The sequence below is a fragment of the Thalassospira sp. CH_XMU1448-2 genome, from assembly GCF_037027285.1.
Lineage (GTDB): Bacteria > Pseudomonadota > Alphaproteobacteria > Rhodospirillales > Thalassospiraceae > Thalassospira > Thalassospira profundimaris_C.
Genome location: NZ_JAYMEA010000002.1, coordinates 678773 through 702509, shown reverse-complemented (window position 1 = coordinate 702509; position 23737 = coordinate 678773). Strand labels below are relative to the sequence as shown.

23 protein-coding genes are annotated in these 23737 nt (G+C 51.6%); 7 read left to right on the top strand and 16 right to left on the bottom strand.

Features of this window, described 5'->3' with window-relative positions; translation table 11 throughout:
* Positions 1–484: 484 nt before the first annotated feature.
* Positions 485–1012, top strand: coding sequence for a YchJ family protein (locus tag WA318_RS10590; protein WP_336080881.1), 528 nt, complete (start codon positions 485–487; stop codon positions 1010–1012).
* Here the strand turns inward: WA318_RS10590 and WA318_RS10585 are convergent, their stop codons facing one another.
* The 16 genes from WA318_RS10585 to WA318_RS10510 all read right to left on the bottom strand — a co-directional run bounded on the left by WA318_RS10585 (position 1013) and on the right by WA318_RS10510 (position 17317).
* Entirely contained in the window at positions 1013–1411 is a 399-nt protein-coding gene (locus WA318_RS10585) for an NUDIX domain-containing protein (RefSeq protein ID WP_336080879.1), read from the bottom strand.
* Positions 1412–1748: 337 nt separating this feature from the next.
* Positions 1749–2267 (bottom strand): single-stranded DNA-binding protein, encoded by a 519-nt coding sequence (gene ssb / locus WA318_RS10580; protein WP_336080877.1) that lies wholly within the window; start codon positions 2265–2267, stop codon positions 1749–1751.
* 61 nt (positions 2268–2328) lie between these two features.
* Positions 2329–2799, bottom strand: a complete 471-nt coding sequence (locus WA318_RS10575; RefSeq protein ID WP_114099829.1) for a GAF domain-containing protein — start codon at positions 2797–2799, stop codon at positions 2329–2331.
* A 143-nt stretch (positions 2800–2942) separates the two neighbouring features.
* Complete coding sequence (locus WA318_RS10570; protein ID WP_336080874.1) at positions 2943–4013, bottom strand: sn-glycerol-3-phosphate import ATP-binding protein UgpC; 1071 nt, start codon at positions 4011–4013, stop codon at positions 2943–2945.
* A gap of 59 nt (positions 4014–4072) precedes the next feature.
* Positions 4073–4927 (bottom strand): sn-glycerol-3-phosphate ABC transporter permease UgpE, encoded by an 855-nt coding sequence (gene ugpE / locus WA318_RS10565; RefSeq protein ID WP_114099774.1) that lies wholly within the window; start codon positions 4925–4927, stop codon positions 4073–4075.
* Between the two features lie 9 nt (positions 4928–4936).
* Positions 4937–5815 carry an ABC transporter permease subunit gene (locus tag WA318_RS10560; protein ID WP_336080872.1) on the bottom strand — a complete coding sequence of 293 codons (879 nt, stop codon included), beginning with the start codon at positions 5813–5815 and terminating at the stop codon, positions 4937–4939.
* Positions 5816–5897: 82 nt separating this feature from the next.
* Positions 5898–7196: an extracellular solute-binding protein gene (locus WA318_RS10555; RefSeq protein ID WP_114099776.1), complete on the bottom strand. Its 1299-nt coding sequence runs from the start codon at positions 7194–7196 to the stop codon at positions 5898–5900.
* A 430-nt stretch (positions 7197–7626) separates the two neighbouring features.
* Positions 7627–8484: an ABC transporter permease gene (locus tag WA318_RS10550; RefSeq protein ID WP_336080868.1), complete on the bottom strand. Its 858-nt coding sequence runs from the start codon at positions 8482–8484 to the stop codon at positions 7627–7629.
* A gap of 10 nt (positions 8485–8494) precedes the next feature.
* A complete protein-coding gene (locus WA318_RS10545) occupies positions 8495–9376 on the bottom strand; it encodes an ABC transporter permease (RefSeq protein ID WP_114099778.1) in 882 nt (293 codons plus the stop codon).
* Positions 9373–10482: an ABC transporter ATP-binding protein gene (locus tag WA318_RS10540; protein WP_336080864.1), complete on the bottom strand. Its 1110-nt coding sequence runs from the start codon at positions 10480–10482 to the stop codon at positions 9373–9375. Before WA318_RS10540 ends, WA318_RS10545 begins: the two co-directional genes overlap by 4 nt.
* Positions 10483–10606: 124 nt before the next feature.
* Positions 10607–11698: an extracellular solute-binding protein gene (locus WA318_RS10535; RefSeq protein WP_336080862.1), complete on the bottom strand. Its 1092-nt coding sequence runs from the start codon at positions 11696–11698 to the stop codon at positions 10607–10609.
* A 302-nt stretch (positions 11699–12000) separates the two neighbouring features.
* Positions 12001–13119: an ABC transporter ATP-binding protein gene (locus WA318_RS10530; protein WP_114099782.1), complete on the bottom strand. Its 1119-nt coding sequence runs from the start codon at positions 13117–13119 to the stop codon at positions 12001–12003.
* Between the two features lie 27 nt (positions 13120–13146).
* Entirely contained in the window at positions 13147–13995 is an 849-nt protein-coding gene (locus WA318_RS10525) for a carbohydrate ABC transporter permease (RefSeq protein ID WP_114099783.1), read from the bottom strand.
* A gap of 12 nt (positions 13996–14007) precedes the next feature.
* A complete protein-coding gene (locus tag WA318_RS10520) occupies positions 14008–14946 on the bottom strand; it encodes a carbohydrate ABC transporter permease (protein WP_336080858.1) in 939 nt (312 codons plus the stop codon).
* A gap of 174 nt (positions 14947–15120) precedes the next feature.
* On the bottom strand, positions 15121–16383 hold the full coding sequence (locus tag WA318_RS10515) for an ABC transporter substrate-binding protein (RefSeq protein WP_336080854.1): 1263 nt from the start codon (positions 16381–16383) through the stop codon (positions 15121–15123).
* 46 nt (positions 16384–16429) lie between these two features.
* Positions 16430–17317 carry an N-acetylmuramic acid 6-phosphate etherase gene (locus WA318_RS10510; protein ID WP_114099786.1) on the bottom strand — a complete coding sequence of 296 codons (888 nt, stop codon included), beginning with the start codon at positions 17315–17317 and terminating at the stop codon, positions 16430–16432.
* A gap of 274 nt (positions 17318–17591) precedes the next feature.
* Here WA318_RS10510 and WA318_RS10505 point away from each other — a divergent pair, with 274 nt between their 5' ends.
* The 6 genes from WA318_RS10505 to fbaA are packed head-to-tail and all read left to right on the top strand — an operon-like array spanning position 17592 to position 23665.
* Entirely contained in the window at positions 17592–18473 is an 882-nt protein-coding gene (locus WA318_RS10505; RefSeq protein WP_336080851.1) for a BadF/BadG/BcrA/BcrD ATPase family protein, read from the top strand.
* Positions 18470–19231, top strand: a complete 762-nt coding sequence (locus WA318_RS10500) for a GntR family transcriptional regulator (RefSeq protein ID WP_114099788.1) — start codon at positions 18470–18472, stop codon at positions 19229–19231. The genes WA318_RS10505 and WA318_RS10500 overlap by 4 nt, the downstream gene beginning before the upstream one ends.
* A 44-nt stretch (positions 19232–19275) precedes the next feature.
* On the top strand, positions 19276–20319 hold the full coding sequence (locus WA318_RS10495; protein ID WP_336080848.1) for an SIS domain-containing protein: 1044 nt from the start codon (positions 19276–19278) through the stop codon (positions 20317–20319).
* A complete protein-coding gene (gene nagA, locus WA318_RS10490) occupies positions 20319–21452 on the top strand; it encodes an N-acetylglucosamine-6-phosphate deacetylase (protein ID WP_336080845.1) in 1134 nt (377 codons plus the stop codon). The genes WA318_RS10495 and nagA overlap by 1 nt, the downstream gene beginning before the upstream one ends.
* A gap of 45 nt (positions 21453–21497) precedes the next feature.
* Positions 21498–22565, top strand: a complete 1068-nt coding sequence (locus WA318_RS10485; protein WP_114099791.1) for a Gfo/Idh/MocA family protein — start codon at positions 21498–21500, stop codon at positions 22563–22565.
* 20 nt (positions 22566–22585) lie between these two features.
* Positions 22586–23665 (top strand): class II fructose-bisphosphate aldolase, encoded by a 1080-nt coding sequence (gene fbaA / locus WA318_RS10480; RefSeq protein ID WP_114099792.1) that lies wholly within the window; start codon positions 22586–22588, stop codon positions 23663–23665.
* Positions 23666–23737: the final 72 nt, after the last annotated feature.

Here is a 23737-nt window from a genome sequence, read left to right as displayed (position 1 = left end):
GTCGCATATTCATTCCATAGAGACCTATGGAAGAGGACAGCAGACGCTAATAAGAAGTTCATTCATGGTGTCTCATCCTTACATGAAGCAAATCGACAATTTACATGTCCGCCAATAGGCCGGACGTTGATCCGGCGGTGCCTTTGGGCCCCCACCCGCGTTGCTTAATATATCTAATCCCGACCAAATCAGTCAAGAACTTCTGACCAGAGTTTCAGTTATATTAATCAACCGTTATCAGCATTTTAGAAAAGATAACTGACAAGCGCTGTCAGGTACTCAAAACGCCAACAATTCACGGTAAAATCGATATAAGGCGAAACAAAGGCAAGCTGTCCAAATTCGATGGAACTGGTGACCTATGGTCAAATACACCGGTATCGGGTGACCGAAAGGTAAACACCAGACTTCCTGATCTGGCATCAAAGGGACACTTATTGTAGTGTCGCGAACATTCCTGTTTTGCTGGTAACCGGGACACATCATGCCAGACCATTTACCCACGTCGTCCTGCCCGTGCGGAAGCTCCAGACCTTATGATCACTGCTGTGGTCTGTATCATTCGGGGCGCAGTTTTGCCGAAACTGCCGAGAAATTGATGCGATCGCGTTACACAGCGTTTGTTCTTCGCAATGGGGATTACCTGACTTCGACACTGGCTAAAGAAAGTCGCAGGGGTTTTGACGGGGGCAGCATTGGCCGGGATCAAACACACTGGACCGGACTGGAGATTATCGACCGGGTTGCCGGTGGAATGCTTGATCAAACCGGCATTGTCGAATTCATCGCAAGCTTTGTTGAAAATGGTCAGACATACCAGCTTCATGAACGTTCGAACTTCGAACGCCGTGATGGAAAATGGTTTTATGTCGATGGTATTTTTCCCGGAGACACAAAACAACATAGCGAAGGTGCGTCTTTACAGGACGGTAAAACCACTTTGGAAAAGGTGGGCCGAAACGACCCCTGCCCGTGTGGTTCCGGCAAGAAATTCAAGAAGTGTTGCGGCTGACTAGCGCATGAATTCGATGGCCCATTTATGAAACGGGCGGATCAAACTTGCGTGGGCATCTTCGTAGGAAAGCCAGATTAGTTCATGATCGTCATCAACAGGCGGACCAAGCTTTTCGCGGAGTTCACATTCAAAAAAGGTCCCGCGTTTTAGCCGATAGCGTCCTTTGGCTGGATTATTGACATATTGGGATGCAAAACCAAGGCGCGAAACAATGTTGATCCGATATCCGGATTCCTCATAGGCCTCGCGATAAAGTGCATCCTGTTCGCTTTCGCCAGGCTCAACGCCCCCACCCAGAAGAACAATACCCTTTGGTGTGCGCGCCACGGCAAACTTTCCCTCGCCATTTCGGATCACGGCATAGGAACAATCCTGAACGTTATAGCTTTGCCCCATGCGCGGGGTTCCAAAAACAGGTCCAACCAACTTGGATATACCAGCCTTCCACAACTGAATGCCGCTTCCCGAGAACAAGAGTTTTTCTAATTATTTTGTAACGCGATAGCACGATCAGGCATAACTTTGCAACGTGTCGTGTCTCGATACAGTTCTCCTTGTCTTTCTGATGCAAACCGCCGTTTTCCAGTGGACGCAATCTGGCGGTTCTTGATGTGCACGATTTTCTTCGATCAGCTTCGATAGATATGGTTATGCAGGCAAGTCTCGCAAAGTAAAACACCCCAAAACAGTCACTGCTTTGGGGTGTTTTGAAACCGTAGTTCCAGAGAAAATCCTAGAACGGAATTTCGTCATCAAGGTCAGGTGCACCGGCCGGGGCAGAACCACCACCGGAAGATCCGCCATTACCCCAACCTGCGTCAGAGCCACCACCGTAACCGCTGTCAGAACCGCCATAGTTGCCACCGGATGATGCGCCACCACCCATGCCGCCGCCTTCGCCGCGGTTATCAAGCATGGTCAGGTTCGAGTTGAAACCTTCGAGCACAACTTCAGTGGTATAGTTGTCTTTGCCATCCTGCCCCTGCCACTTGCGAGTGCGGAGCTGGCCTTCGATATAAAGCTTGCTGCCTTTTTTCACGAAACGCTCGACAACATCTGCAAGGCCTTCGTTGAAGACAACAATGCGGTGCCATTCAGTACGCTCGCGACGTTCACCAGACTGACGGTCGCGCCACTGTTCGGAGGTCGCAATGCTGAAGTTGGCGATTTTCTTACCGGCCTGGGTGAACCGGATTTCAGGATCGCGCCCGAGGTTCCCGACGAGAATGACTTTATTGACACTACCAGCCATGGGTTATCTTCCAAGTTTGTGTTGTCCGCTGTCCCGAATAATCGGGACTTGTGAATTATCATTACGCAAAAATGCGCTGCATTAAAGATTCAAGTGAAACGCGATCCGTTTCATCAAAGGAGCCATATTCGACACTATCGACGTCAAGCACAGCAATCAACTGCCCATCACGATTGATGACCGGAACCACGATTTCAGAGTTTGACCGGCTGTCACAGGCGATATGCCCGGGAAATGCATGAACATCAGCAACCAGCTGTGTTTCGCGCGAAGCCGCCGCTGTGCCGCAAACGCCGCGCCCGAACGGGATGCGCAGGCAACCAAGTGTACCTTGATACGGCCCAACGACCAGCTCGTTTTCCTTTTGTGGATCAACCACATAAAAACCGGTCCAGAAGTAATAATCGAACTTTTCCGACAGGACGCAGGACACTGTGGCCATCAAAGCGGTGATGTTGGTTTCCCCTTCGGTGATGCTGAGAAGCTCTTTTTCGGCTTCTGCATACAGGGATTTTTTCAGGTCTGGCTGCACAGTGTTCTCCATAATCTTTGACGATACGAACTACCCCGTTCGGACCATTCGAGACAAGGGTAAAGTGCCCCATTTCTGAAACAAAAAACACCCCCGACAGGTCATCCCCGCCGGAGGTGCCATATTCAACTGATTGGTAGCGTTCAGATACGCTTGCCAGTCTCGATATCAAACAGATGAATTTTGTCTGCCTGAACAGTCAAGCTCAAGGCATCGTTTTTGGCAAACTGGTGCGTTCCCTGCAGGCGCAGCGTCACATTGTCCGCCCCGGAACCGAAATCTAGGTATACCAGCGTTTCAGCGCCAAGAGATTCCACCATACGAACAACCGCATTGATGTGCCCATCGCCATTGTAGGCAAGGCTAAGATGTTCGGGACGAATACCGGCGGTCACCGCCTGGCCGCCAGCAACATCATGATCAATATCAAGCATCACGCCATCTCCGACGATCACATGTTTACAATCATCAGATACTTTAGCCGTCAGGAAATTCATCGCCGGAGACCCGATAAAACCAGCAACAAATTTAGTGGCAGGCTTTTCGTAGATATCAATCGGAGTACCGATCTGCTCGGCGACGCCGCCATTCATGACGATCAGTCGATCTGCCAAAGTCATGGCTTCCACCTGATCATGGGTGACATAAACAGATGTAATGCCAAGACGTTGCTGCAAGTTCTTGATTTCAAGACGCATGTCCACACGAAGCTTCGCGTCCAGGTTCGACAGCGGTTCGTCAAACAGGAAGACTTTTGGTTGACGGACAATTGCCCGGCCCATGGCAACACGCTGACGCTGGCCACCAGAAAGCTGACGGGGTTTGCGTTCCAGATGATCTTCAAGTTGCAGAATGCGGGCGGCTTCGCGCACCTTGCTTTCGATGTCAGTCTTGCTATAGCCACGGTTACGCAAGCCATAAGCCATATTGTCGAAATTGTTCATATGCGGATAAAGCGCGTAGTTCTGGAACACCATTGCGATATCACGATCAGCCGGCGCAACCTTGTTGACGACCTTGTCATCAATGCTGATCTCACCAGCCGAAATGCTTTCAAGGCCTGCTATCATGCGCAGCAAGGTGGATTTTCCGCAGCCCGATGGGCCGACCAGAACTGTAAATTCACCATCCTTAATGGCAAGATCAATGCCATGGATCGCCTTGTACCCGTTCGGGTAGGTTTTTTCAGCCTGATTAAGGGTAACTGTTGCCATCTTTGTATCCTGTATCCGGATCAGTTGGTTTCCATTCAGCAGAAATCGGGAGACAGAGATTATTTCTCTGTCTCGACCAGTCCCTTGATGAACATGCGTTGGAAGATCACCACCACCAGCACCGGTGGAATGGTCGCCATGATTGTCAGAGCGAATGCCTTGGGGAATTGCGGTATCTGTCCGCCTTCATAAAGCGAGTTATAGACCTGTTTGATGCCGATCACGATCGTGTAAAGCTGATCATCGGTGGTCATCAGAAGCGGCCAAAGATACTGGTTCCAGCCAACAACAAACATGATGATAAAGATTGCCGCGATCATCGTGACCGACAGCGGAACCAGAATATCGATAAAGAACCGGACAGGACCGGCACCGTCAAGACGGGCTGCCTCAAGCAGCTCATCGGGTACCGACCGATAAAACTGCCGGAAGAAGAAAGTCCCGGTTGCCGAGGCAATCAGCGGCAGGATCAGACCGGTATAGCTGTTTAGCAGCCCAAGATTTGCAACGACCTCATAAGACGGAACAATACGCACTTCGAGCGGCAGCAAAAGGGTCGAAAAAATCACCCAGAACAGCGGCACGGCAAGTTTGAACCGAAAATAGACAATCGCATAGGCCGCCATCATGGAAATGATCACCTTGCCGATTGCAAAGCCAAGGCCCAGTACCATGCTGTTAAACAGCATTTCAAGAGCGGTCACCCTGCCCTTTGTTGCCGCTGGATCAAACAGGATCGCGCCGTAGTTTTCGATCATATGTCCACCCGGCCAGAATTGCAGACCGTTCTGGAAAATGAATTCACGCGTATGGGTGGATGATGCAAATGCAATCCAGACCGGCATGATCATGAAAAGCGCGCCAAGGATCAGGATTGTGTGATTGGTGAATATTCGCCATTTCGACTGATACATCGCGGCCCCCTAGTAATGCACTTTGCGTTCAATGAAGCGGAACTGGAACACGGTCAAAATACTGACCATGATCATCAGCAAAACCGATTGCGCGGAACTGCCGCCCAAATCCGCCCCGATGAAACCATCGACATAAACCTTGTAGACAAGCGTTGCCGTTGCCCCGCCCGGAGACCCCTTGGTCGACACATCAATGATTCCAAAGGTTTCAAAGAAGGCGTACGTCAGGTTGATCACCAGCAGGAAGAAGGTCGTCGGAGCAAGCAACGGGAAGGTAATCGTCCAGAAACGACGTTCTGCACTTTTACAATCAAGTGTCGCTGCTTCCTGAACGGACTTCGGAATGCCCTGAAGGCCGGACAGGAAGAAGATGAAATTCACACTGACCTGTTTCCAGACCGCAATCAGAATGACAACAAAGGCCGCATCATTGGCGTTTTGAATATGATTGAATTCAAACCCGAAGCTGTTGAACGCTTTGTAAAGGTCACCCATCAGCGGGTTGAACATCATATTACCAAGCAGACCAGCCACGGGCGGCGCAACCGCGTACCCCCACATCAGAAGCGTCCGATAGGACTTGGCGCCACGGATAACTTCGTCGGCACGTACCGCTAGAAAAAGCGATATGATGATCGAAATAACGGCAACTGCCACCGAGAAGATCACTGTAAAGATCGCCGAACGGCTCCAGGATGCGCTCGATAGAACATCCTCGAAATTGCGGAACCAGACAAATTGCGAAGACATGCCAAAGGCATCTTCAAGAAGGAATGACTGGTAAACCGCCTGTGCCGCTGGCCACAGGAAGAATATGGAAATAATCAAAATCTGGGGTGCAACAAAAAGATAGGGCACCGCGCTATGTTCAAATTGTACGCGCTTCATCGCCTATGCCACCATTACTCAAGTCCAAAAAATGCAAAACAGGGCGACCAGCTTGGGCCGCCCCGTATTTGCGAAAAGCAGATTAGTTCGAATAGGTATCGTTGAAGCGATCCAGAAGGCCGTTTGCTTCTTCTTCAATCGTGTTGAAGGCTGCATCAATGGTTTCTTCGCCATTCATCATCTTGTCGACTTCGCGATAGATGACTTCACGGATCTGGACGTAGAAACCAAGGCGGTAACCTTTGGTCCACTCACCACCTTCCTCGGAAAGCTGCTGAATGCCAACTTCGGCATCCGGGCTTTCTTTGTAGTAGCCGTCTTTTTTCGCCAGCTCGTATGCTGCCGTGGTGATCGGCACATAACCGGTTTCTTTGTGCCAGTAATACTGGGTTTCCGGCTTGGTCAGGAATTTGAAGAATGCGGCAACGCCAGCATCCTGTTCTGCGCTATGACCAGAGAAGGCAAACAGCGAAGCACCGCCGATAAAGGTCGATTTCGGTGCGTCACCAACGCCTTTCCAGTAAGGAAGGGTCGAAGTGCCAAAATCAAACTGGGCGGATTTGCGAAGGCCACCGAACGAACCGGAGGAACCGATCCACATGGCGACCTGTTGCTGAACGAAAGCATCCTGGTTTGCGCCCCATGCACGACCGTAATAGCCGTAGTAACCCTCGTCTTTCCAGGCTTTGACGCGCTTCCAGTGATCTTTCAAGGCATCGTTGTTATAAAGGATCTTAACATCGGTGCTGTCATAGCCGTTGTTGCCGGTCGCCATCTGCAGATTGTGGCGCGACATGAAGTTTTCAAAGAAGATCCACGGGCTGTGCGACTGGGCAAGAGCGGTGTAACCGGCAGCTTTGAGCTTCGGAGCGGCTTCTTCGAATTCCTGCCAGGTTTTCGGAACGTCTACACCGGCTTTGGCAAGGGCTTCCTTGTTGTAATACAGAAGCGGGGTCGAGCTGTTGAACGGCATGCCGATCATCTTGCCATCAGAGTCTGCATAGAAGTAGCGAACACCCGGAATGTATTCATTGATGTCGAATTTGACGTTGTTTTCTTCGAGCAGGTCCTGAACCGGCTTAACAGCACCTTTGGCATTGATGATGGTTGCAGCGCCAGCATCGAAGATCTGAATGATGTTCGGCTGGTTTTTCGCGCGGAACGCAGCGATACCTGCCGTCATGGTGTCTTCGTAGCCACCCTTGTTAACTGCAACAAGGTGATAATCGGACTGGCTTGCGTTAAAATCTGCGGTGATCTGATCAACCACACCACCAAGCGCGCCGTCCATAGCGTGCCACCAGGTGATCTCGGTTGCGGCTTCTGCAGTGTTGCCGATGGCAAACACGGCAGCGGCTGCCATTAGTGTCTTGCGAAACATGATCTGTTAGCTCCCAAATAAAAAACATCTGTTTCAAACCGCCTGTTGTCCGGTTCGTCACAACGCATTCGTTTTCTGTCGGGAGCCCTGTTTCCTCAAGTGACAGTTTTCGGAAATTTACTTTTCGAACGTATAAATGATCAATATTGCACTGTTATTTGGGCTTAAAACTCACAATTTGATGGATCAAAACGTTCACATGAACAGCAATGAATTTGCAAAACCCCGCAAAATTATTGCTTCTGATAGTATGGAGTCATCTCAATGTTGCTATCAACACATTGTCTAATATGAATTTTTTGTTTCCATATTATGAATCTGTCACGTTTTTTTGCGCATTTATGCAGCTTGCCGGTTTATCAAAGATAAAAAGAAAGGGTGGCATTGATGCCACCCTTTAACATTCAGAAATGAACATTTTGATCGGATATCAGTTCTTGGTGTCACGCTGCACGAAGACCGAGAGCAAAGCCAAACCGCCTGACACCACCATCAACAGCAACGACAACGCATTGAGAACTGGTGTTGATCCCTGCTTGAGGCGATCAAACATCGCAATGGTCAGCGGCGCATCAGACCCGACCAGCATCAATGTCGTATTGAAGTTCTCAAATGACATCAGGAATGCCACAATCCCTGCCCCGATCAATGCCGGTTTGAGGAACGGGATCGTTATGGTCCAGAGTGCTGCACGCCGTGTCGCGCCAAGATTAAGCGCAGCTTCTTCAAGACTGACATCAAATTTACGCAAACGAGCCGAGATCACCAGTGTCGTGATCGTCGTGATAAAGGCGAACTGGCCAATGATCACAAGAAACAGGCCCGGTCGCAGGAACTCAAGATCCCAGCCAATACTATCTTCGATACCGTTTGCAATGGCATTCGAGAAGACAAGAATTGAAATACCAAGGATCACACCTGGAATAACCAGTGGCGAAAGCGAGATAATATAAAGCAGGTTCTTGCCGGGAAACTTACTGCGTTCAAACAGAAATGCATTACAGGTTCCGACCGTTACTGACAGGATGGTGACCCAAAACGCCACAAATGCCGAAACGCCGACACTTTCAAGAAGCTTGGTGTCATTGAATATCCCGATATAGGGATCCTCATTTCCAAAGAACCAGGCAAGAGTCCCTCCCTCCCAGGGCATGGACGGAAACAGGCTGTCGTTGAAGGCAAAGACACCCACGACAATCAGCGGTGCGCTCAGATAGACAAAGAACAGCGCGATATAGCTTGAATAGAGGCCCTTGTAGAATTTGGGCTGCGGAATACTTGGAATCATGTTCTTTCCCCTAGCCCACGGTTTCTGAAAGCGTCTGTTTGCTGAGTTTCAACCCGATCCAGACAATCGCAGATGACAAAATCAACAGCAGGAAGCCAAACGCAGACCCTGACTCCCAGTTAAATCTGGTAATGAACTGGGTGTAAATCTGTTCGGTAAACCAGAGGCTGTCCTTACCCCCCAACAAATTGGGTGTCAGATAATTGCCAAGTGTCAGCATGAAGACAACGATGCATCCTGAGGCAATACCGGGCATGGCATGGGGAATAACGATGTCACGTGTTACGGTGAATGCGTTGCCACCAAGGTCATATCCCGCCTCGATCAGACTGTCATCAAGGCTGTCGAGAACCGAAACCAGAGGAACAACCATGAACAACATCGACGTGTAAACCAGACCGACCATGATGGCCGCGTCGTTATAAAGCATTTCCACAGGACCATCCGCGATCCCGGCCCATTGCAAGAAATTGCTTATAACGCCGCTTTCGCGCAGCAGGATCATCCAGCCAAAGGTCCGAACCAGTTCCGAAACCCAGAACGGGATCAGGCACATCAGAAACAGCGCATTCTTGCCCTTTCCGCGCATCACCTTGGCGATGTAGTATGACACCGGAAAGCCGATTACGAGCGTCAGGATCGTGGCAAAGATCGACATCACCGCCGTCCGGACATAGGTGTTCCAGTAAAGGGGTTCTGCAAAAAATTCGATATAGTTGATCAGGCTGAATTCATATTTTCCATATGAAATGCGTTCGCGCATCGAGACCAGGAAAAGGTCCATGTGCGGCAAAATAACCAACAGAAACAGCCACAATAGCAACGGCATTGCCAACAACAGCAAGCCAAAGCGAAACGCGCTGCCTCCGGTTATGGAAGCTGTCTTGCTCATGCTCCTGCTCCGCCTTCGGTCGATGCGAAGCAACGGGTTTGCTCGACGCTCCATGAAAGCCTGATTTCGTCCCCTGCCTTGACGGAGGCAAATGCACCGGTCTGGGGCAAGGCAACGGTCATTTCATGACCGGTCACAAGTTCACGCACCTGAAGACTGCTTGCGGCACCATTAAACAGGACATTATCAACCTTGGCGGAAAGACTGTTGTCGGCACCTTCCGTGCCATCAATGGCGATGGCTTCGGGACGGACAAAAACGTCGACACCCTGACCGGTGACCAGATTGGTCTGGCCGTCGCGTTTAGCGATGACTTTGCCGCCGCTGGCAAGATTGATTTCGATCTTGTGATCATCGCCACCTTCAACAGTGCCGTGCCAGCGATTGCTCTCACCGACAAAGCCCGCAACAAAGGCCGTTTTGGGATTGTAATAGAGGTCCTGTGGCGCACCGACCTGCTCAAATCGTCCGGCATTCATTATCGCAACCTGATCGGACATCACAAGTGCCTCGGATTGGTCATGGGTGATGTAAACAAACGTGGTGCCGATCTCATGTTGCAGCTGTTTGAGTTCAACCTTCATATGTTCGCGCAATTTAAGGTCAAGCGCCCCTAAAGGTTCGTCCAAAAGCAGAACAGCGGGGTCAAGAACAAGACAGCGCGCAATCGCGATGCGCTGCTTCTGGCCACCTGAGAGCTGACTAATCTGTTTGGGGCCAGCATCTGGAAGTCCTACCCGTGCAAGGGTTTCATTGACCTTTTGCGTGATCGTTGCCTTGTCAACACCACGGCGTTTAAGGCCATAGGCAACGTTTTCGGCAACATTCATCATCGGGAACAAGGCAAGATGCTGAAATACCATATTGACCGGCCGACGGTTGGGTGGAACACCCAGCACCGATGCGCCCTTGATCAGGATATCGCCCGATGTGGGGGCCTGAAACCCGGCCAGCATCCGAAGCAGCGTCGTCTTGCCGCATCCACTTGGACCAAGGATGGAGAAAAACGACCCTTTGGGGATTGCCAGTGAGATGTCATTGACGGCGGTAAAGTCGTCAAAAGTTTTGACCACATTGCGGCATTCAAGGTCAAATTGGTCAGCCATAGGAGCCCTGTTCACGTTATTTTTGTTGGTGGAGCCAATCGAATGGTGATTGCCATTCCAGAAAGCACGATATCCCCGGCACAAAAATATGCCGGGGACGAAAGTTCTCAGGAAAAAAGTTTCCTTAGTTCGACTGAGCAGCCTTCACGCGATCAAGGGTTTTACCCTCAAGCACTTCAAGACCTGCCGGAACAGTCGGATACCATTTGATGTTATCGAGGTCAGCCGGCGGGAAACTGCCCTGGAACTGAGCCTTGAGTTTTGCATCTGCAAACTCATCCGCACCCTTGGAGGCGGTAAAGTTGCCTGCACTTGCAGTGATTTTAGCAGCGATTTCCGGCTGCATGACAAAGTTGATCCACTTATAGGCAGCATCTTCGTTCTTTGTCTTGCGCGGCAGTGCAAAGGTATCAATCCAGCCAAGTGCGCCGGATTTCGGTGCGACAAAGGTGATGTCGGCATTGTCGTTATTGAGCTTCCAGCCGCCAGTATCCCAAGCCATTGCTGCAACGACTTCACTCGAACGTACGAGGTTCAGCAGCGCATCGCCACCTTCCCAATAGGTTTTAACGTTGGATTTGCAGTCAATCAGCTTGGCTTCGACCGCATCAAGGATTTCCTGATACTTGGCTTCATCACCATATGCCGCAAACGGATCAAGTCCCATCGCGTAAGCGAAACCGATCAGGGTCGGACGCTTCAGGCGATAGGAAACCTTGCCTGCAACTTCCGGTGCACAAAGGTCGGTATAGTCTGCGACGTTTGCGGCTTTGGATTTGTCAACGATCAGGCCGCTGGTGCCCCAGACATGCGGCACGCCGTAAACGTCGCCTTCAACGGTGGTGTTGGTTTTGGTCGCATCAAGCATCGACGGAATGAATTTGGCCGCGTCGACTTTCGAAAGGTCGATCGGTTTGTAGATACCGTATTCAAGCTGAGCACCGGCGATGCGGTCCTGGGACGGCTGGGCAAGGTCAAAACCACCGCCGCCCGTCGCACGCAGTTTTGAAATCATGTCTTCGTTGTTGGACAACGTCACTTCGACATCGATGCCGGTTTCTTTTTCGAACAGCTCGACAACTTCGTCCGGGGCATAGCCACCCCAGGTCAGCAGACGAAGCTCTTCAGACTGAGCCGCTGAAGTGAAGGCAACCATTCCAGCAATCGCTGTGAGGCCAAGCAAAGAACCGCGCAATGCGCCGTGTTTTTTAGACATTTTGAACCCTCGTTATAAACGTGATGGCATTTCCCTGTGGCCGGATCGTTCATAGAATTTGGTTATCTCGCTCCGGCACGGAGCAATATCGCAAACATTCGTGTTGATACGAAAGAAAAAACGAAACTTTTTCTTTCTTTTGAACACGCAGGGTTCATTTTTGCGCCTGTCTAGAGCAAGGGCAAGTTAAAGTTCTGCAACAGTTTTTCAGCTGTGAAGCGGACCGGCTGACTGAAAAGCAAAAAGGCGCCATGAACGGCGCCTTTTCTCAAGATGTTCCGTTTTCAGTGCGACGGATATGGTCAGTCTTCTGCACTGAACTCGGCCGGGCAATCTACTTTCGTAAAGGCTTTGCCTTGCCCGTTAAACAGATGCGCGGCTCCGGCGGGCGCAGATGCCGTAACGGTTTCACCGATTTTTACCCGGCTATGTCCGGGGGCGCGAACCGTGACGCGATCACCATTGGCAAGTTTCAGATACAAATAGGTAGAATCGCCAAGCTTCTCGACGACATCGACCTCACCATTGACCGTCAATTCGCCCTGATCGCCAAGGGACAGATGTTCCGGGCGAATTCCCAGTTCGACCTGCGATCCGATTTCGGAAGCCGGAACGTCAAATGGCAGAACCGATTTGACACCGCCTGGAACCGATACGGTCACTTTGCCCTGCTCAACCCCGTCGATCGTGACGCTGGTGAAATTCATGGCTGGTGATCCGATAAAGCCCGCAACAAAACGGGTTTCCGGATGATGGTAAAGCTGCATCGGTGATCCGACCTGTTCGACATTGCCACCATTCATCACCACGATCTTGTCTGCCAACGTCATGGCTTCAACCTGATCGTGGGTAACATAAATGATCGTCGATTTCAGATCCTGATGCAGTTTTGCAATTTCGATGCGGGTTTGAACGCGCAACGCGGCATCAAGGTTTGAAAGCGGTTCATCAAACAAGAACACCTTTGGCTGGCGCACGATCGCACGACCAATGGCAACACGTTGGCGCTGACCGCCTGAAAGCTCCGACGGTCTGCGATCAAGAAGTTGATCAAGCTGCAGGATGCGCGCGGCTTCACGCACACGAGCGTCAATTGCAGCCTTGTCCTGTTTATCGAGCTTAAGCCCGAACGCCATGTTCTTGTAGACTGTCATATGCGGATAAAGCGCATAGGACTGGAAAACCATGGCAATTCCGCGATCACGCGGACTTTTGGTATTCACCAGTTCGCCATCAATCATCAGATCGCCACCAGTGATGTCTTCCAGACCGGCAATGATGCGCAACAAGGTGGATTTTCCGCAACCTGACGGCCCGACAAACACCACGAATTCACCGTCTTTTACATCCAGATCAATGCCATGCAGGACATCAACCGCGCCATAGCTTTTACGGATCTGGTCAAGTTTCAAGTCAGCCATTTATTCAAAGCTCCTATCAGCCAACAATTACTTCACCGCGCCGGATGTCAGGCCGCGAATGAGTTGTCGGGAGAAAATCAGGTAAAGGATCAGGATCGGGATAATCGCAAGGCTCAGTGATGCCAGAACCGCGTTCCAGTCAGTCACATACTGGCCAATGAATTGCTGCACACCCAGGGTAATGGTCTGCTTGCCATCGCCCGGTGCAAGAATCAGCGGGAACCAAAGATCATTCCAGATCGGGATCATCGTAAAAACTGCGACAGTTGCCACGGCCGGGCGGATTAGCGGAAGAATGATCGCAAAGAAGATTTTGAACTCCCCGACCCCGTCACACCGTGCGGCTTCTTTTAAATCCTTGGGAATTTGATGCATGAATTCCGTCAGGATAAAGATCGCCAGTGGCAATCCCTGCGCAACATAAACCAGAACCAGTGCAGTCAACGTGTTCACCAGCCCCATATCGACCACAAGGTTCAGGATCGACACAGAACCAAGCCGGATCGGCACCATGATACCGATGGCAAGATACAGGGCGAGCACCGTATTGCCCGGGAATTTGTATTCCGACAATGCCCATGCAGCCATCGCCGCCAGCAACAGAACAATCACGATGGTAACGATGGTCACTGTAAAACTGTTATAGAAAAACAGCTCAAAATTCGATTTTGCCAGAACCTTGGTGAACCCTTCCAGACTGAAGGTATCGGCATTTGGCAGCCCCATCGGATCCTTGAAGATTCCCTTACGGGTCTTGAAGGCGTTAATCACCACAAGGAAAATCGGATACAGCGCCACCAGCGTGTAGGTCAGAAGGATCGCATGAACGATCACAGCGCGACTGGCGTCTTCCCGACGTATATTTGCAAAATTCATCGTCGCCCCCGATTACAGCTGATAACGCGCCAGACGGCGCTGAATGGCGAACAGATAGAACAGAACGCCTGCCAGAATGATCAGGAACATCAGGGATGCAACCGTCGCCCCGAGATGCGGGTTTCCAAGCTGCAACTGATAACCAAAGAATGTGCGATAGAACAATGTGCCCATGATATCGGTCGAGAAGTTCGGGCCTGCCAACGCACCCTTTACTGCATAAATCAGGTCGAAGGCATTGAAATTACCAACAAATGTCAGAATGGAGACCATGGCAACAGTCGGCAGGACCAACGGCAACTTGATATGGATGAATACTTCGAAATGGGTCGCGCCATCGACAATTGCGGCATCAACCAGATCGTCCGGGATCGCAAGCAAGGCGGCATAAATCAGCATCAAGGGAATGCCAACCCACTGCCAGACCGAAATGAATGACAAAGTGATCAAGGCACTACCTTCCTTGCCCAGCCAGGGACCGAACAAAGATTTAAGACCGACAATATCAAGAAGGTCTGCGCCAACACCCCAGACAGGGCTCAGGATCAACTGCCAGATAAAGCCGACAATCACCACTGAAAGCATGGTCGGCATGATCATCATGGTGCGATAGGTATTCCGGAAGCGGAGCTGCGGCAGGCTGAGAATACCAGCCAGCGCAATGCCGATCGGGTTCTGGATCAACATGTGAACAGCAAAGAACTTCATATTGTTCCAGAAGCTGTTCCAAAAGGTCGCCGACCAATCCGGATCAGCCAAAATGGTGCGATAGTTGTCCAAACCAACGAAAGCAGTATCACCACCACTCGGGGTCGCATAGAAGCTGAGCCGGATTGAATCAAGCAGCGGATAGATCATAAACAGCGTGTAAATGATCGTTGCTGGGGCCAGAAAGGCGATCACAGGCAATTTTGCCTTGCGCCAATCGGTCATGGGGCCGGAATGCGCCATACCCTGTCCTGTTATCCAAGATTAAAAGATTGAAGGTTTCTGAATAACCTTCTCATGTATGGACCGCAGTTTTTCCGCCCGGCGGCCTCAAGATACAGAACGCATGCTGTTACCTGATCGGGCGATAAAGCAAGGATGGCAGAAACCCGCAGTCTCCGCCATCCTTTCGATATGTTACTGGTGCGGAGCATACCACTTCGCAAGACCAGCTTCGGCAGCACCTGCTGCATCTGCCGGGGTCAGCGTACCGTTGATTACCTGTGCAGAAAGGTTCCACAGGTCGTTTTCAAGGTTCGGCGTGCCACGCGACAGAATCTGGTAGGAGTTGCGAATGGTGGATTCACACTTCTGGCGCCAGCTCACGAACTCGTTTGCAACCGGATCGGTCACGGCGACTTTGTGGTTTGAAAGCGAGAAGAAGCCCGGCAGCGCGTTGGAATAGAGTTCGGCAAACTCGGAGCCCGTCATCCATTCAAGAAACAGTTTGGCTTCTGCTGCGTTTTCCGAACCTGCATTCAGGCCAAGAGCAATGTCGGTATGGTCACTGATATAGCAGGTATCGGCACCAGTTGCAGGGGGCGGCGGAAATGCGCCGAACTCGAAATCAGCCTGGTTGTTGAACAGCGAAATGTCCCAGGAGCCAGCCGGATAAACAGCTGCGCGCCCCAGCGAGAACAGGTTCTGCGCATCCGGATAGGAAATGGCTTCATAGCCGTCTGGCAAATAGTTCTTCCAGCTTGCCAGTTCCTCGAAGGTGTCGACATAAGGCGCATCGGTGAATTTCGCGCTACCATCGATCAGAGCTTTACGACCAGCTTCACCATTCCAGTAGTTCGGACCGATATTCTGGAAGCCCATGGTTGCCGCTTCCCACTGGTCTGCGGTGCCCATTGCCATCGGAATGTAGCTGCCTTCTTCCTTGATCTTGTCAAGGGCGGCATAGAATTCTTCGCGGGTTTTCGGGACTTCTACGCCGACTTCCTCGAAGGCTTCCTTGTTATAGATGAAACCGTGAATGACAGACGCCATCGGCAGGCAGAAGGTGACAGAACCGTCATCTGTTTGCCATGCAGATTTGGCAACATCAGAGAAGTTATCCATCCCCTTGAGGTCATCAAGCGGCGCAAGGTTGCCCTGCTTGTAAAGTTCAAGCGATGCGTCAAACGGACGGCAGGTGATCAGGTCGCCTGCGGTGCCGCCTGCCAGCTTGGCATTGACCGATGCGTTATATTCGGTCGGCGGGGTCGGTTTGAACGAAACCTTGATGTCCGGGTGTTCTTTGTTGAATGCCGGAATGATTTTATCATTCCAGATATCGATATCGTCGTTACGCCAGCTTTCGATTACGAGTTCGCCAGCAGATGCCATCAACGGAACCAGGGCGACACTTGCCGCCAGGGCCCCGGCCAGGCCTTTTGCTAAGACTTTATTCGACATTTATGCCTCCTCTGATCAATGTCGGCGGACTGGCACCGTGTTGATGTCAGTTCCTGTACTCAAGCGCTGTCCGGAGATTTCCATTAGACAGTACAAGAATTTCTTTTGCCCGATCCGGTGTGTGCCCCTTGGCCACCAGCACCGCCGAACGAATATCAAAGTCTGTTTTTTCAAGCGCGTGTTTGGCCTGATCTGGCGCGCAGGACGCGATGTGCGAGACAATGCGTACTGCCCGTTCATGCAGCTTGATATTTTCTGCGCGCATACCAACCATCAGGTTATCAAACAGGCGCCCCAACTTGTTCATCACAAGCGTCGACAGGATGTTCAGCGCAGCCTTTTGTGCTGTTCCCGCCCCCATGCGGGTCGAACCAGCGACAACTTCCGGGGCGCTTTCGAGGTAAATTCCTGTGTCCGCAATACCAAGAATATGACCATCAGGATTGTTGCAAATGCCGACAGTAAAAGCGCCACGTTCGCGCGCCAGCTCCAGTGCGCGCACCGTATAGGGCGTTGCGCCGCTGGCAGCGATGGCAATTACGGCATCATTTTCCGAAATATTATGTTGGGATATTTCGCGCGCAGCGAGGTCGACATCATCCTCTGCACCATTGAATTCATTTGGCGAGCTTTGAACACCGCCAGCCAGCATGACAATGGTATGCTCTTCGGGCCAACCAAAGGTCCCGCCGAGTTCCTTGGCGTCTTGCCATGCAACCGTCCCGGAAGTTCCTGCGCCGACATAAACGAGACGCCCGCCGCCCCCCAGGCGGCGTGCAATCCCGTTAGCTGCTGTGGCCAGATCCCCCAGGACCGGACCAACCGAAGCCACAGCACGCATCTGGCCTTCCCACAAGGCCATAAGGAAATCGGCGTCAGACCATTGGTCCAACCCGGCAAATCGCGAATCAAATTCTTCAGTGCGTGATGCCATTTTTCCGTCTCCCTCTCCAAATTAAATACCATTGTGATACCAGCGGCGCAAGCCACTTCGTGAATATTTTCGATAAAGACCGCCAATACACTCGATAAACCTATATAAAACAACGTAATAATTAACTATTTCAATTCACCCCTACAATCTGTGCGTATATCTACTGACTCCAAAATCAGACCACTATCAAATATAGTGGCATTATATTGGTATTGCCTTTTAAGATACCACTCTGCTATGCTCTGATCAGAAACGGGAAGGCAGCTAGGCAATCATGGCAAACGAACGGCTTTATCTTGGTGTTGATGGCGGCGGAACGCGCTGCCGCGTGCGGATTGCAAATGAATCCGGCTGCGTACTGGGTGAAGCCGTGAGTGGCGGGGCCAATACCCGCCTTGGTATTGACCATGTTTTTGGTGAAATCATCGCAGCTGCGTCTCTTGCGCTTTCAAATGCCGGTATGGATGGTTCCCGACTTGGCGATCTGCATGCTGGAATGGGACTTGCAGGCCTCCCGCTTGAGCGTGATCGCAAACTTGCGCAATCTTATGCGCATCCCTTCGCCAGCACCTGTTTTGCAACCGATGCCTATACAGCGTGCCTTGGTGCTCATGACGGCGCAAATGGTGCAATTCTGATCGTTGGCACCGGAACATGCGGCCAGGCAATCATCGACAACACAGAGTTGGCGGTCGCTGGTTGGGGGTTTGAAGTCTCCGATCTTGGTAGTGGTGCGCGCATTGGTCGCAATGCCATTGAAACAGCCCTGCTCGCCCATGAAGGTTTGGCTGAGAAAACAGACCTTACTACTGCTGTGATGGCCAAATTCGACAACAATCCCGAGAATATTGTCGTGTTTGCCGAAACCGCGCGGCCATCAGATTATGGCGCGTTTTGCCCGATGGTATTTGATGCCGAGGCTGCCGGTGATAAGACGGCGATATCACTTGTGAATTTCGCCGTAGATGCAAACCTGAAGATTCTCCGGAAGCTGGTCGCCTTTGGCGCACCACGTCTGACCCTGATGGGCGGGCTTGCCGAACAGATGGCCAAACACATGCCAGAAGATATCAAGAAACTGATGGCGCCCGCAAAATTTGACGCCATGCATGGTGCTATTTTGTTGGCCAAACAGCATGAAAGAGCCGAGGCATGATCGCAACGTCGGACATCATCGCAAATCTCAGGACCCGGGATATTGAAAATACCGGCAATGGCCCGCTTTATCGTCGGTTGCAGTCTGCTCTTAAGGCTGTCATCGAAGATGGCATCCTGCAAGTTGACGATGCATTGCCAAGTGAACGCGATCTGGCAACCGAATTGGGTATTTCACGGGTAACAGTTCGCAACGCGATGCGTGCCCTTGTTGAGGAAGGCGTTCTGGTGCAACGACACGGAGCTGGAACCTTTGTAGCGCCTCGTGTCGAACAGGCTCTGTCGCGACTGACTTCCTTTACTGAAGACATGATTACACGCGGAATGGATCCGGGTGCGGTCTGGCTGGAAAAAACACTTGGTCATGCCTCGCCCGAAGAAGCCATGGCCCTTAATTTGTCACCGGGGACCGAGGTCACCCGTTTGCGTCGTCTGCGTACAGCGAATGACAAACCTATGGCGCTTGAATATGCGGTCATTCCGCGCGCCTTTTTGCCCAGCCCGGATGAAGTCGACAAATCGCTTTATGACGCGCTGGCAAAGTACAACAAAAAGCCCGAACGCGCATTGCAGCGCCTTCGGGCCGAACTTTTTGATGGCGAAACCGCCAAAATCCTTGGGGTGCCGGATGGCAGTGCCGCGCTTTATATCGAGCGACGCTCTTTCCTTGCCAATGGCACGCCAGTGGAATTCACCCGGTCCTATTACCGCGGTGACAGTTATGACTTTATCGCTGAAATGCAGGTGGATGCGCGTTGATCGAGTCAACTCGCCATTCATACAGAACCAAGGGAATATAGCACATGACGACAAGTTGGCGTCCGAAAACGCAGATGGGCCGCGAATTGGCAGAAGCCCCGGAAGTTGTCGCAACTCAGCTTGCACACAACAGGGATGCAATTGCCAAGCTGGCGGAAGACCTGCGGAACAATCCGCCGAAATTTGTTGTCACCTGCGGGCGCGGAAGCTCCGACCACGCAACCCTGTATGCCAAATACCTGATCGAAAGCCAGCTTGGCATTCCGGTCGTTTCGGCAGCACCATCAATTGTATCAATCTATAATCGTTCAATTGCCTCGAAAGACGCTTTGTTCATAGCGGTTTCGCAGTCTGGCAAGAGCCCTGATCTGGTGAAGAATGCCGAGGCAGCCCGTGACGCGGGCGCGCGCACTGTGGCACTTGTGAATGTGGTCGATTCTCCACTGGCCGATACCGTTGACCATGTGATCCCGCTGATGGCCGGACCAGAGAGAAGCGTTGCAGCAACCAAATCCTATATCGCAACCCTGTCAGCGATTGCGCAGATTGTAGGTGCCTGGACACAGGATGATGCATTTAACAAAGGGCTCGTTAAGTTGCCTCAATCGTTGAATTCCGCTCTGGATCAGGATTGGCTGGGTGCATCGGAAACGATTGCCAACTCTAACGGCCTTTATGTTATCGGGCGTGGACCAGCATTTGCAATCGCACAGGAAGCTGCCCTTAAATTCAAGGAAACCAGTAGCTTGCACGCCGAAGCTTTCAGCGCAGCTGAAGTCAAGCACGGACCGATGGCACTGGTCACGCCGACTTTCCCGATGCTGGTATTCTCGCAGCAAGATGCGTCACGTGACAGCGTCGAGGATTTCCTTTCCGAGATGCGGGCAAAAACAGACAATCTGTTTGCCGCAGAGACGGGCTATGCCGATATCAAGGGTCACCTCCCGGTGGTCGAGGATATCCACCCGTTACTGGCGCCGATTGCCATGATCCAGACATTCTACACTCTGGCGGAAAATGTGGCTTTGGCTCGTGGCTGCAACCCCGATGCGCCGCCGCACCTTTCGAAAGTGACGGAGACCCACTAATGACCAGCTTTGCCATTACCAATGCCCGCATTTTCGACGGGACAGAATTTCTCGACGGAAAAGCGGTCATCGTGCGTAACGGCAAGATCGAAGCAATTTCCGATGCAAAAGCCCTGCCCAACGACATTGAAATCGTTGATGGTCAGGGCCAAACTTTGGCCCCCGGCCTGATTGACGTTCAGGTTAATGGCGGCGGCGGCGTTCTTTTGAACGATCAACCCGATATCAACGGGGTGCGCGCCGTCATGGAAGCCCATCGTAAGTTCGGTACCACTGCGATGCTGCCGACTCTCATCACCGACTATCGAGACAAGATGGAAGATGCCATTGCGGCCGTCAGCGCTGCAATTGATGCAAATGTTCCGGGTATCGTCGGTATTCATCTTGAAGGCCCGTACCTGAATGTCGAGCGTAAAGGCGTTCATTCCGCCGACATCATCCGCCCGATGGAAGATGATGCGATTGAACTTCTGACCCGCCTGCCCAACGGCAGAATTCTGGTCACCATGGCGCCGGAAAAAGCCGCCAAGGGAACCATAAAGAAGCTTGCAGACAAAGGTGTTCTGGTTTGCGCCGGGCACACTGCAGGTACGTATGATGATATTCAGGAGGCAATTGGCGAAGGAATGCGTGGCTTTACCCATCTGTTTAACGCCATGAGCCCCCTTACCCATCGCGAACCTGGTGTTGCCGGTGCGGCAATGGCAGATGATACCACCTGGTGTGGACTGATTGTTGATGGTTACCACGTGCATCCTGCCGCTGTGAAAATCGCCGTTAAAGCCAAGGCAAAAGGCAAGATCATGCTTGTGACGGATGCGATGCCGACAGTTGGCGCAACTGAAAAACGCTTTGTCCTTGGTGGTGAGGAAATTATCGCCACTGATGGGCGTTGCGCCTTGGCCAACGGGACGCTAGCAGGCTCCGATCTTGATATGATCAGTGCGGTTAAAAACTGTGTCGAGATGATCGGTATTGAGCTTGGCGAAGCGCTTAGAATGGCATCCCTTTATCCGGCAGAGTTCCTGAAACTAGATGACAAGATGGGGCGCATTGCACCGGGCTATCAGGCCGATATCATTCTGTTTGATGACAGCTACACTGTAACCCGCAGCTGGATCAACGGCGCATAACAATCAAAACAATCAATATTTTATCAGGTTTTCAGGAGGCATAAAATGAAGCCGGTTCGTATTCTTGTCATTGGTCTTGGTAATATGGGTATGTCCCACGCAAAGGCTTATCACGCGCTGGATGGATACGAAATCGTCGGCATTTGTGCACGTTCCGAAATCCCGGCAAACAAGCTTCCGGATGGTTTTGCCGACTATCCGCAGTTTACCGATTTCTATACTGCGTTGGCAGAAACCAAACCGGATGCGGTTTCAATTAATACCTATACCGAGACACATGCAGATTTCGCCATCGCAGCGTTTGAAGCCGGGGCACATGTTTTTATTGAAAAGCCGCTGGCCGCGACCGTCGCAGATGCTGAACGCGTGGTCGCATCTGCACGCAAACATGATCGGAAACTGGTGATCGGATATATCCTGCGCCATCATCCATCCTGGGAAAAGTTCGTCGAAATTGCCAAGACACTCGGCAAACCGCTTGTCATGCGGATGAACCTTAACCAACAAAGCAGCGGCGCCTTTTGGGAAACCCACAAGCGGTTGCTTAACAGCGTATCGCCGATTGTTGATTGCGGGGTTCATTATCTTGACATCATGTGCCTGATGACCGGCGCAAAGCCGGTATCGGTCAATGCAATTGGTGTGCGTCTCTCTGAGGATGTCGCACCAGAGATGTATAACTATGGGCAGCTTCAGGTACGTTTTGATGACGGCTCAGTTGGCTGGTATGAAGCTGGCTGGGGTCCGATGATCAGCGAAACCGCATTCTTTGTTAAGGATGTCATTGGACCGAAAGGTTGCGTCTCGATTACCGATGTCGAAGAAAAAGGAGCCGGATCGGCCGACATCGATACCCACACCAAGACAAATGCATTGCGCCTGCATCATGCAGATACCGACAGTTCCGGCGAATTCACCCGCGTTGATGAAATCATCCGCACAGATGACGAACCCGATCACGATGGTCTGTGCCTGCGTGAACAGGAATTTTTCCTAAAGTCTATAACAGAAAATCTTGACCTGACGCAGCATATGGAAGATGCATTGGGCTCCTTACGGATTGCCCTTGCCGCGGACCAGTCGGTTCGCACGGGGGCACCTGTTTTACTCTGACCCCCAGGAGGAGTACCCACATGCCTTCCGTTAAACCCGGTGTTGTTACCGGTGCTGCCTATCGTGACCTTGTCGCTGCTTGCAAGCAGGACGGTTACGCCCTTCCCGCTGTTAATATCACATCATCAAGCACGATGAACGCAGCCCTTGAAGCTGCCGCGAATGCCGGTTCTGACATTATCATTCAGCTTTCGAATGGTGGTGCACAGTTCTTTGCCGGCAAGGGCATCAAGGACGCTGATGCTGCCCGTGTCGTGGGTGCAGTTTCGGCTGCCCGTCATGCACAGCTTCTTGCTGAATATTACGGTGTCGCTGTTGTCATGCATACCGATCACGCGAACCGCAAGTTCGTCCCGTGGGTCGATGAAATGTTGAAATGGAGCGAAAAGGCCTATGCCGAAACCGGTCAGGCGCTTTATAGCTCTCACATGCTCGATCTTTCGGAAGAAACGCTTGAAGACAACCTGTCGACTTGCGAGACCTTCCTTAAGCGCATGTCCGCCATCGAGATGAGCCTTGAGATCGAACTGGGCGTTACCGGTGGCGAAGAAGACGGCATTGGTCACGAGCTTGACACGTCAAGTGACGAGATCGATCCGCGTCTTTATACCCGTCCGGAAGAAGTTGAAGAGGCCTATCGCCGTCTGTCGCCGCTCGGCCATTTCTCGGTTGCTGCTGCATTCGGTAATGTGCACGGTGTCTATAAACCGGGCAACGTCAAACTGCGTCCGGAAATTCTTCTGGAAAGCCAGAAATTTGTATCCGAGAAGCATGGTCTTGGCGACCGTCCTCTGGACTTCGTATTCCATGGCGGTTCCGGTTCGGAAAAAGAGAAAATCGAAGAAGCCGTCAGCTATGGCGTTTTCAAGATGAATATCGATACCGATACCCAGTTCGCCTATTCCCGCCCGGTCGGTGAATATGTCGAAGCCCATGCGCGCGCCTTCAAGTATCAGGTCGATCCGGAAACGGACAAACCATACAAAAAAGACTATGACCCGCGCGTCTGGGTTCGCGAAGCTGAACTTTCGATGGCAGCCCGTCTCGAAGAAGCTTTCAAAGACCTTGGCGCGACCGGTCGTTCGGTCACCAAGGGCTAAGCCTGATCAGCCTTGTTCGACCAAAATGGTCACAGGATTTGTGAAGCCCGCCGGACTTGTTCGGCGGGTTTT

Bases quoted from the DNA above. Each gene is read 5' to 3' on its own strand.
- WA318_RS10590 (WP_336080881.1), top strand. From the start codon at position 485: ATGCCAGACCATTTACCCACGTCGTCCTGCCCGTGCGGAAGCTCCAGA.
- WA318_RS10585 (WP_336080879.1), bottom strand. From the start codon at position 1,411: ATGGGGCAAAGCTATAACGTTCAGGATTGTTCCTATGCCGTGATCCGA.
- ssb (WP_336080877.1), bottom strand. From the start codon at position 2,267: ATGGCTGGTAGTGTCAATAAAGTCATTCTCGTCGGGAACCTCGGGCGC.
- WA318_RS10570 (WP_336080874.1), bottom strand. From the start codon at position 4,013: ATGGCAACAGTTACCCTTAATCAGGCTGAAAAAACCTACCCGAACGGG.
- ugpE (WP_114099774.1), bottom strand. From the start codon at position 4,927: ATGTATCAGTCGAAATGGCGAATATTCACCAATCACACAATCCTGATC.
- WA318_RS10560 (WP_336080872.1), bottom strand. From the start codon at position 5,815: ATGAAGCGCGTACAATTTGAACATAGCGCGGTGCCCTATCTTTTTGTT.
- WA318_RS10555 (WP_114099776.1), bottom strand. From the start codon at position 7,196: ATGTTTCGCAAGACACTAATGGCAGCCGCTGCCGTGTTTGCCATCGGC.
- WA318_RS10550 (WP_336080868.1), bottom strand. From the start codon at position 8,484: ATGATTCCAAGTATTCCGCAGCCCAAATTCTACAAGGGCCTCTATTCA.
- WA318_RS10545 (WP_114099778.1), bottom strand. From the start codon at position 9,376: ATGAGCAAGACAGCTTCCATAACCGGAGGCAGCGCGTTTCGCTTTGGC.
- WA318_RS10540 (WP_336080864.1), bottom strand. From the start codon at position 10,482: ATGGCTGACCAATTTGACCTTGAATGCCGCAATGTGGTCAAAACTTTT.
- WA318_RS10535 (WP_336080862.1), bottom strand. From the start codon at position 11,698: ATGTCTAAAAAACACGGCGCATTGCGCGGTTCTTTGCTTGGCCTCACA.
- WA318_RS10530 (WP_114099782.1), bottom strand. From the start codon at position 13,119: ATGGCTGACTTGAAACTTGACCAGATCCGTAAAAGCTATGGCGCGGTT.
- WA318_RS10525 (WP_114099783.1), bottom strand. From the start codon at position 13,995: ATGAATTTTGCAAATATACGTCGGGAAGACGCCAGTCGCGCTGTGATC.
- WA318_RS10520 (WP_336080858.1), bottom strand. From the start codon at position 14,946: ATGGCGCATTCCGGCCCCATGACCGATTGGCGCAAGGCAAAATTGCCT.
- WA318_RS10515 (WP_336080854.1), bottom strand. From the start codon at position 16,383: ATGTCGAATAAAGTCTTAGCAAAAGGCCTGGCCGGGGCCCTGGCGGCA.
- WA318_RS10510 (WP_114099786.1), bottom strand. From the start codon at position 17,317: ATGGCATCACGCACTGAAGAATTTGATTCGCGATTTGCCGGGTTGGAC.
- WA318_RS10505 (WP_336080851.1), top strand. From the start codon at position 17,592: ATGGCAAACGAACGGCTTTATCTTGGTGTTGATGGCGGCGGAACGCGC.
- WA318_RS10500 (WP_114099788.1), top strand. From the start codon at position 18,470: ATGATCGCAACGTCGGACATCATCGCAAATCTCAGGACCCGGGATATT.
- WA318_RS10495 (WP_336080848.1), top strand. From the start codon at position 19,276: ATGACGACAAGTTGGCGTCCGAAAACGCAGATGGGCCGCGAATTGGCA.
- nagA (WP_336080845.1), top strand. From the start codon at position 20,319: ATGACCAGCTTTGCCATTACCAATGCCCGCATTTTCGACGGGACAGAA.
- WA318_RS10485 (WP_114099791.1), top strand. From the start codon at position 21,498: ATGAAGCCGGTTCGTATTCTTGTCATTGGTCTTGGTAATATGGGTATG.
- fbaA (WP_114099792.1), top strand. From the start codon at position 22,586: ATGCCTTCCGTTAAACCCGGTGTTGTTACCGGTGCTGCCTATCGTGAC.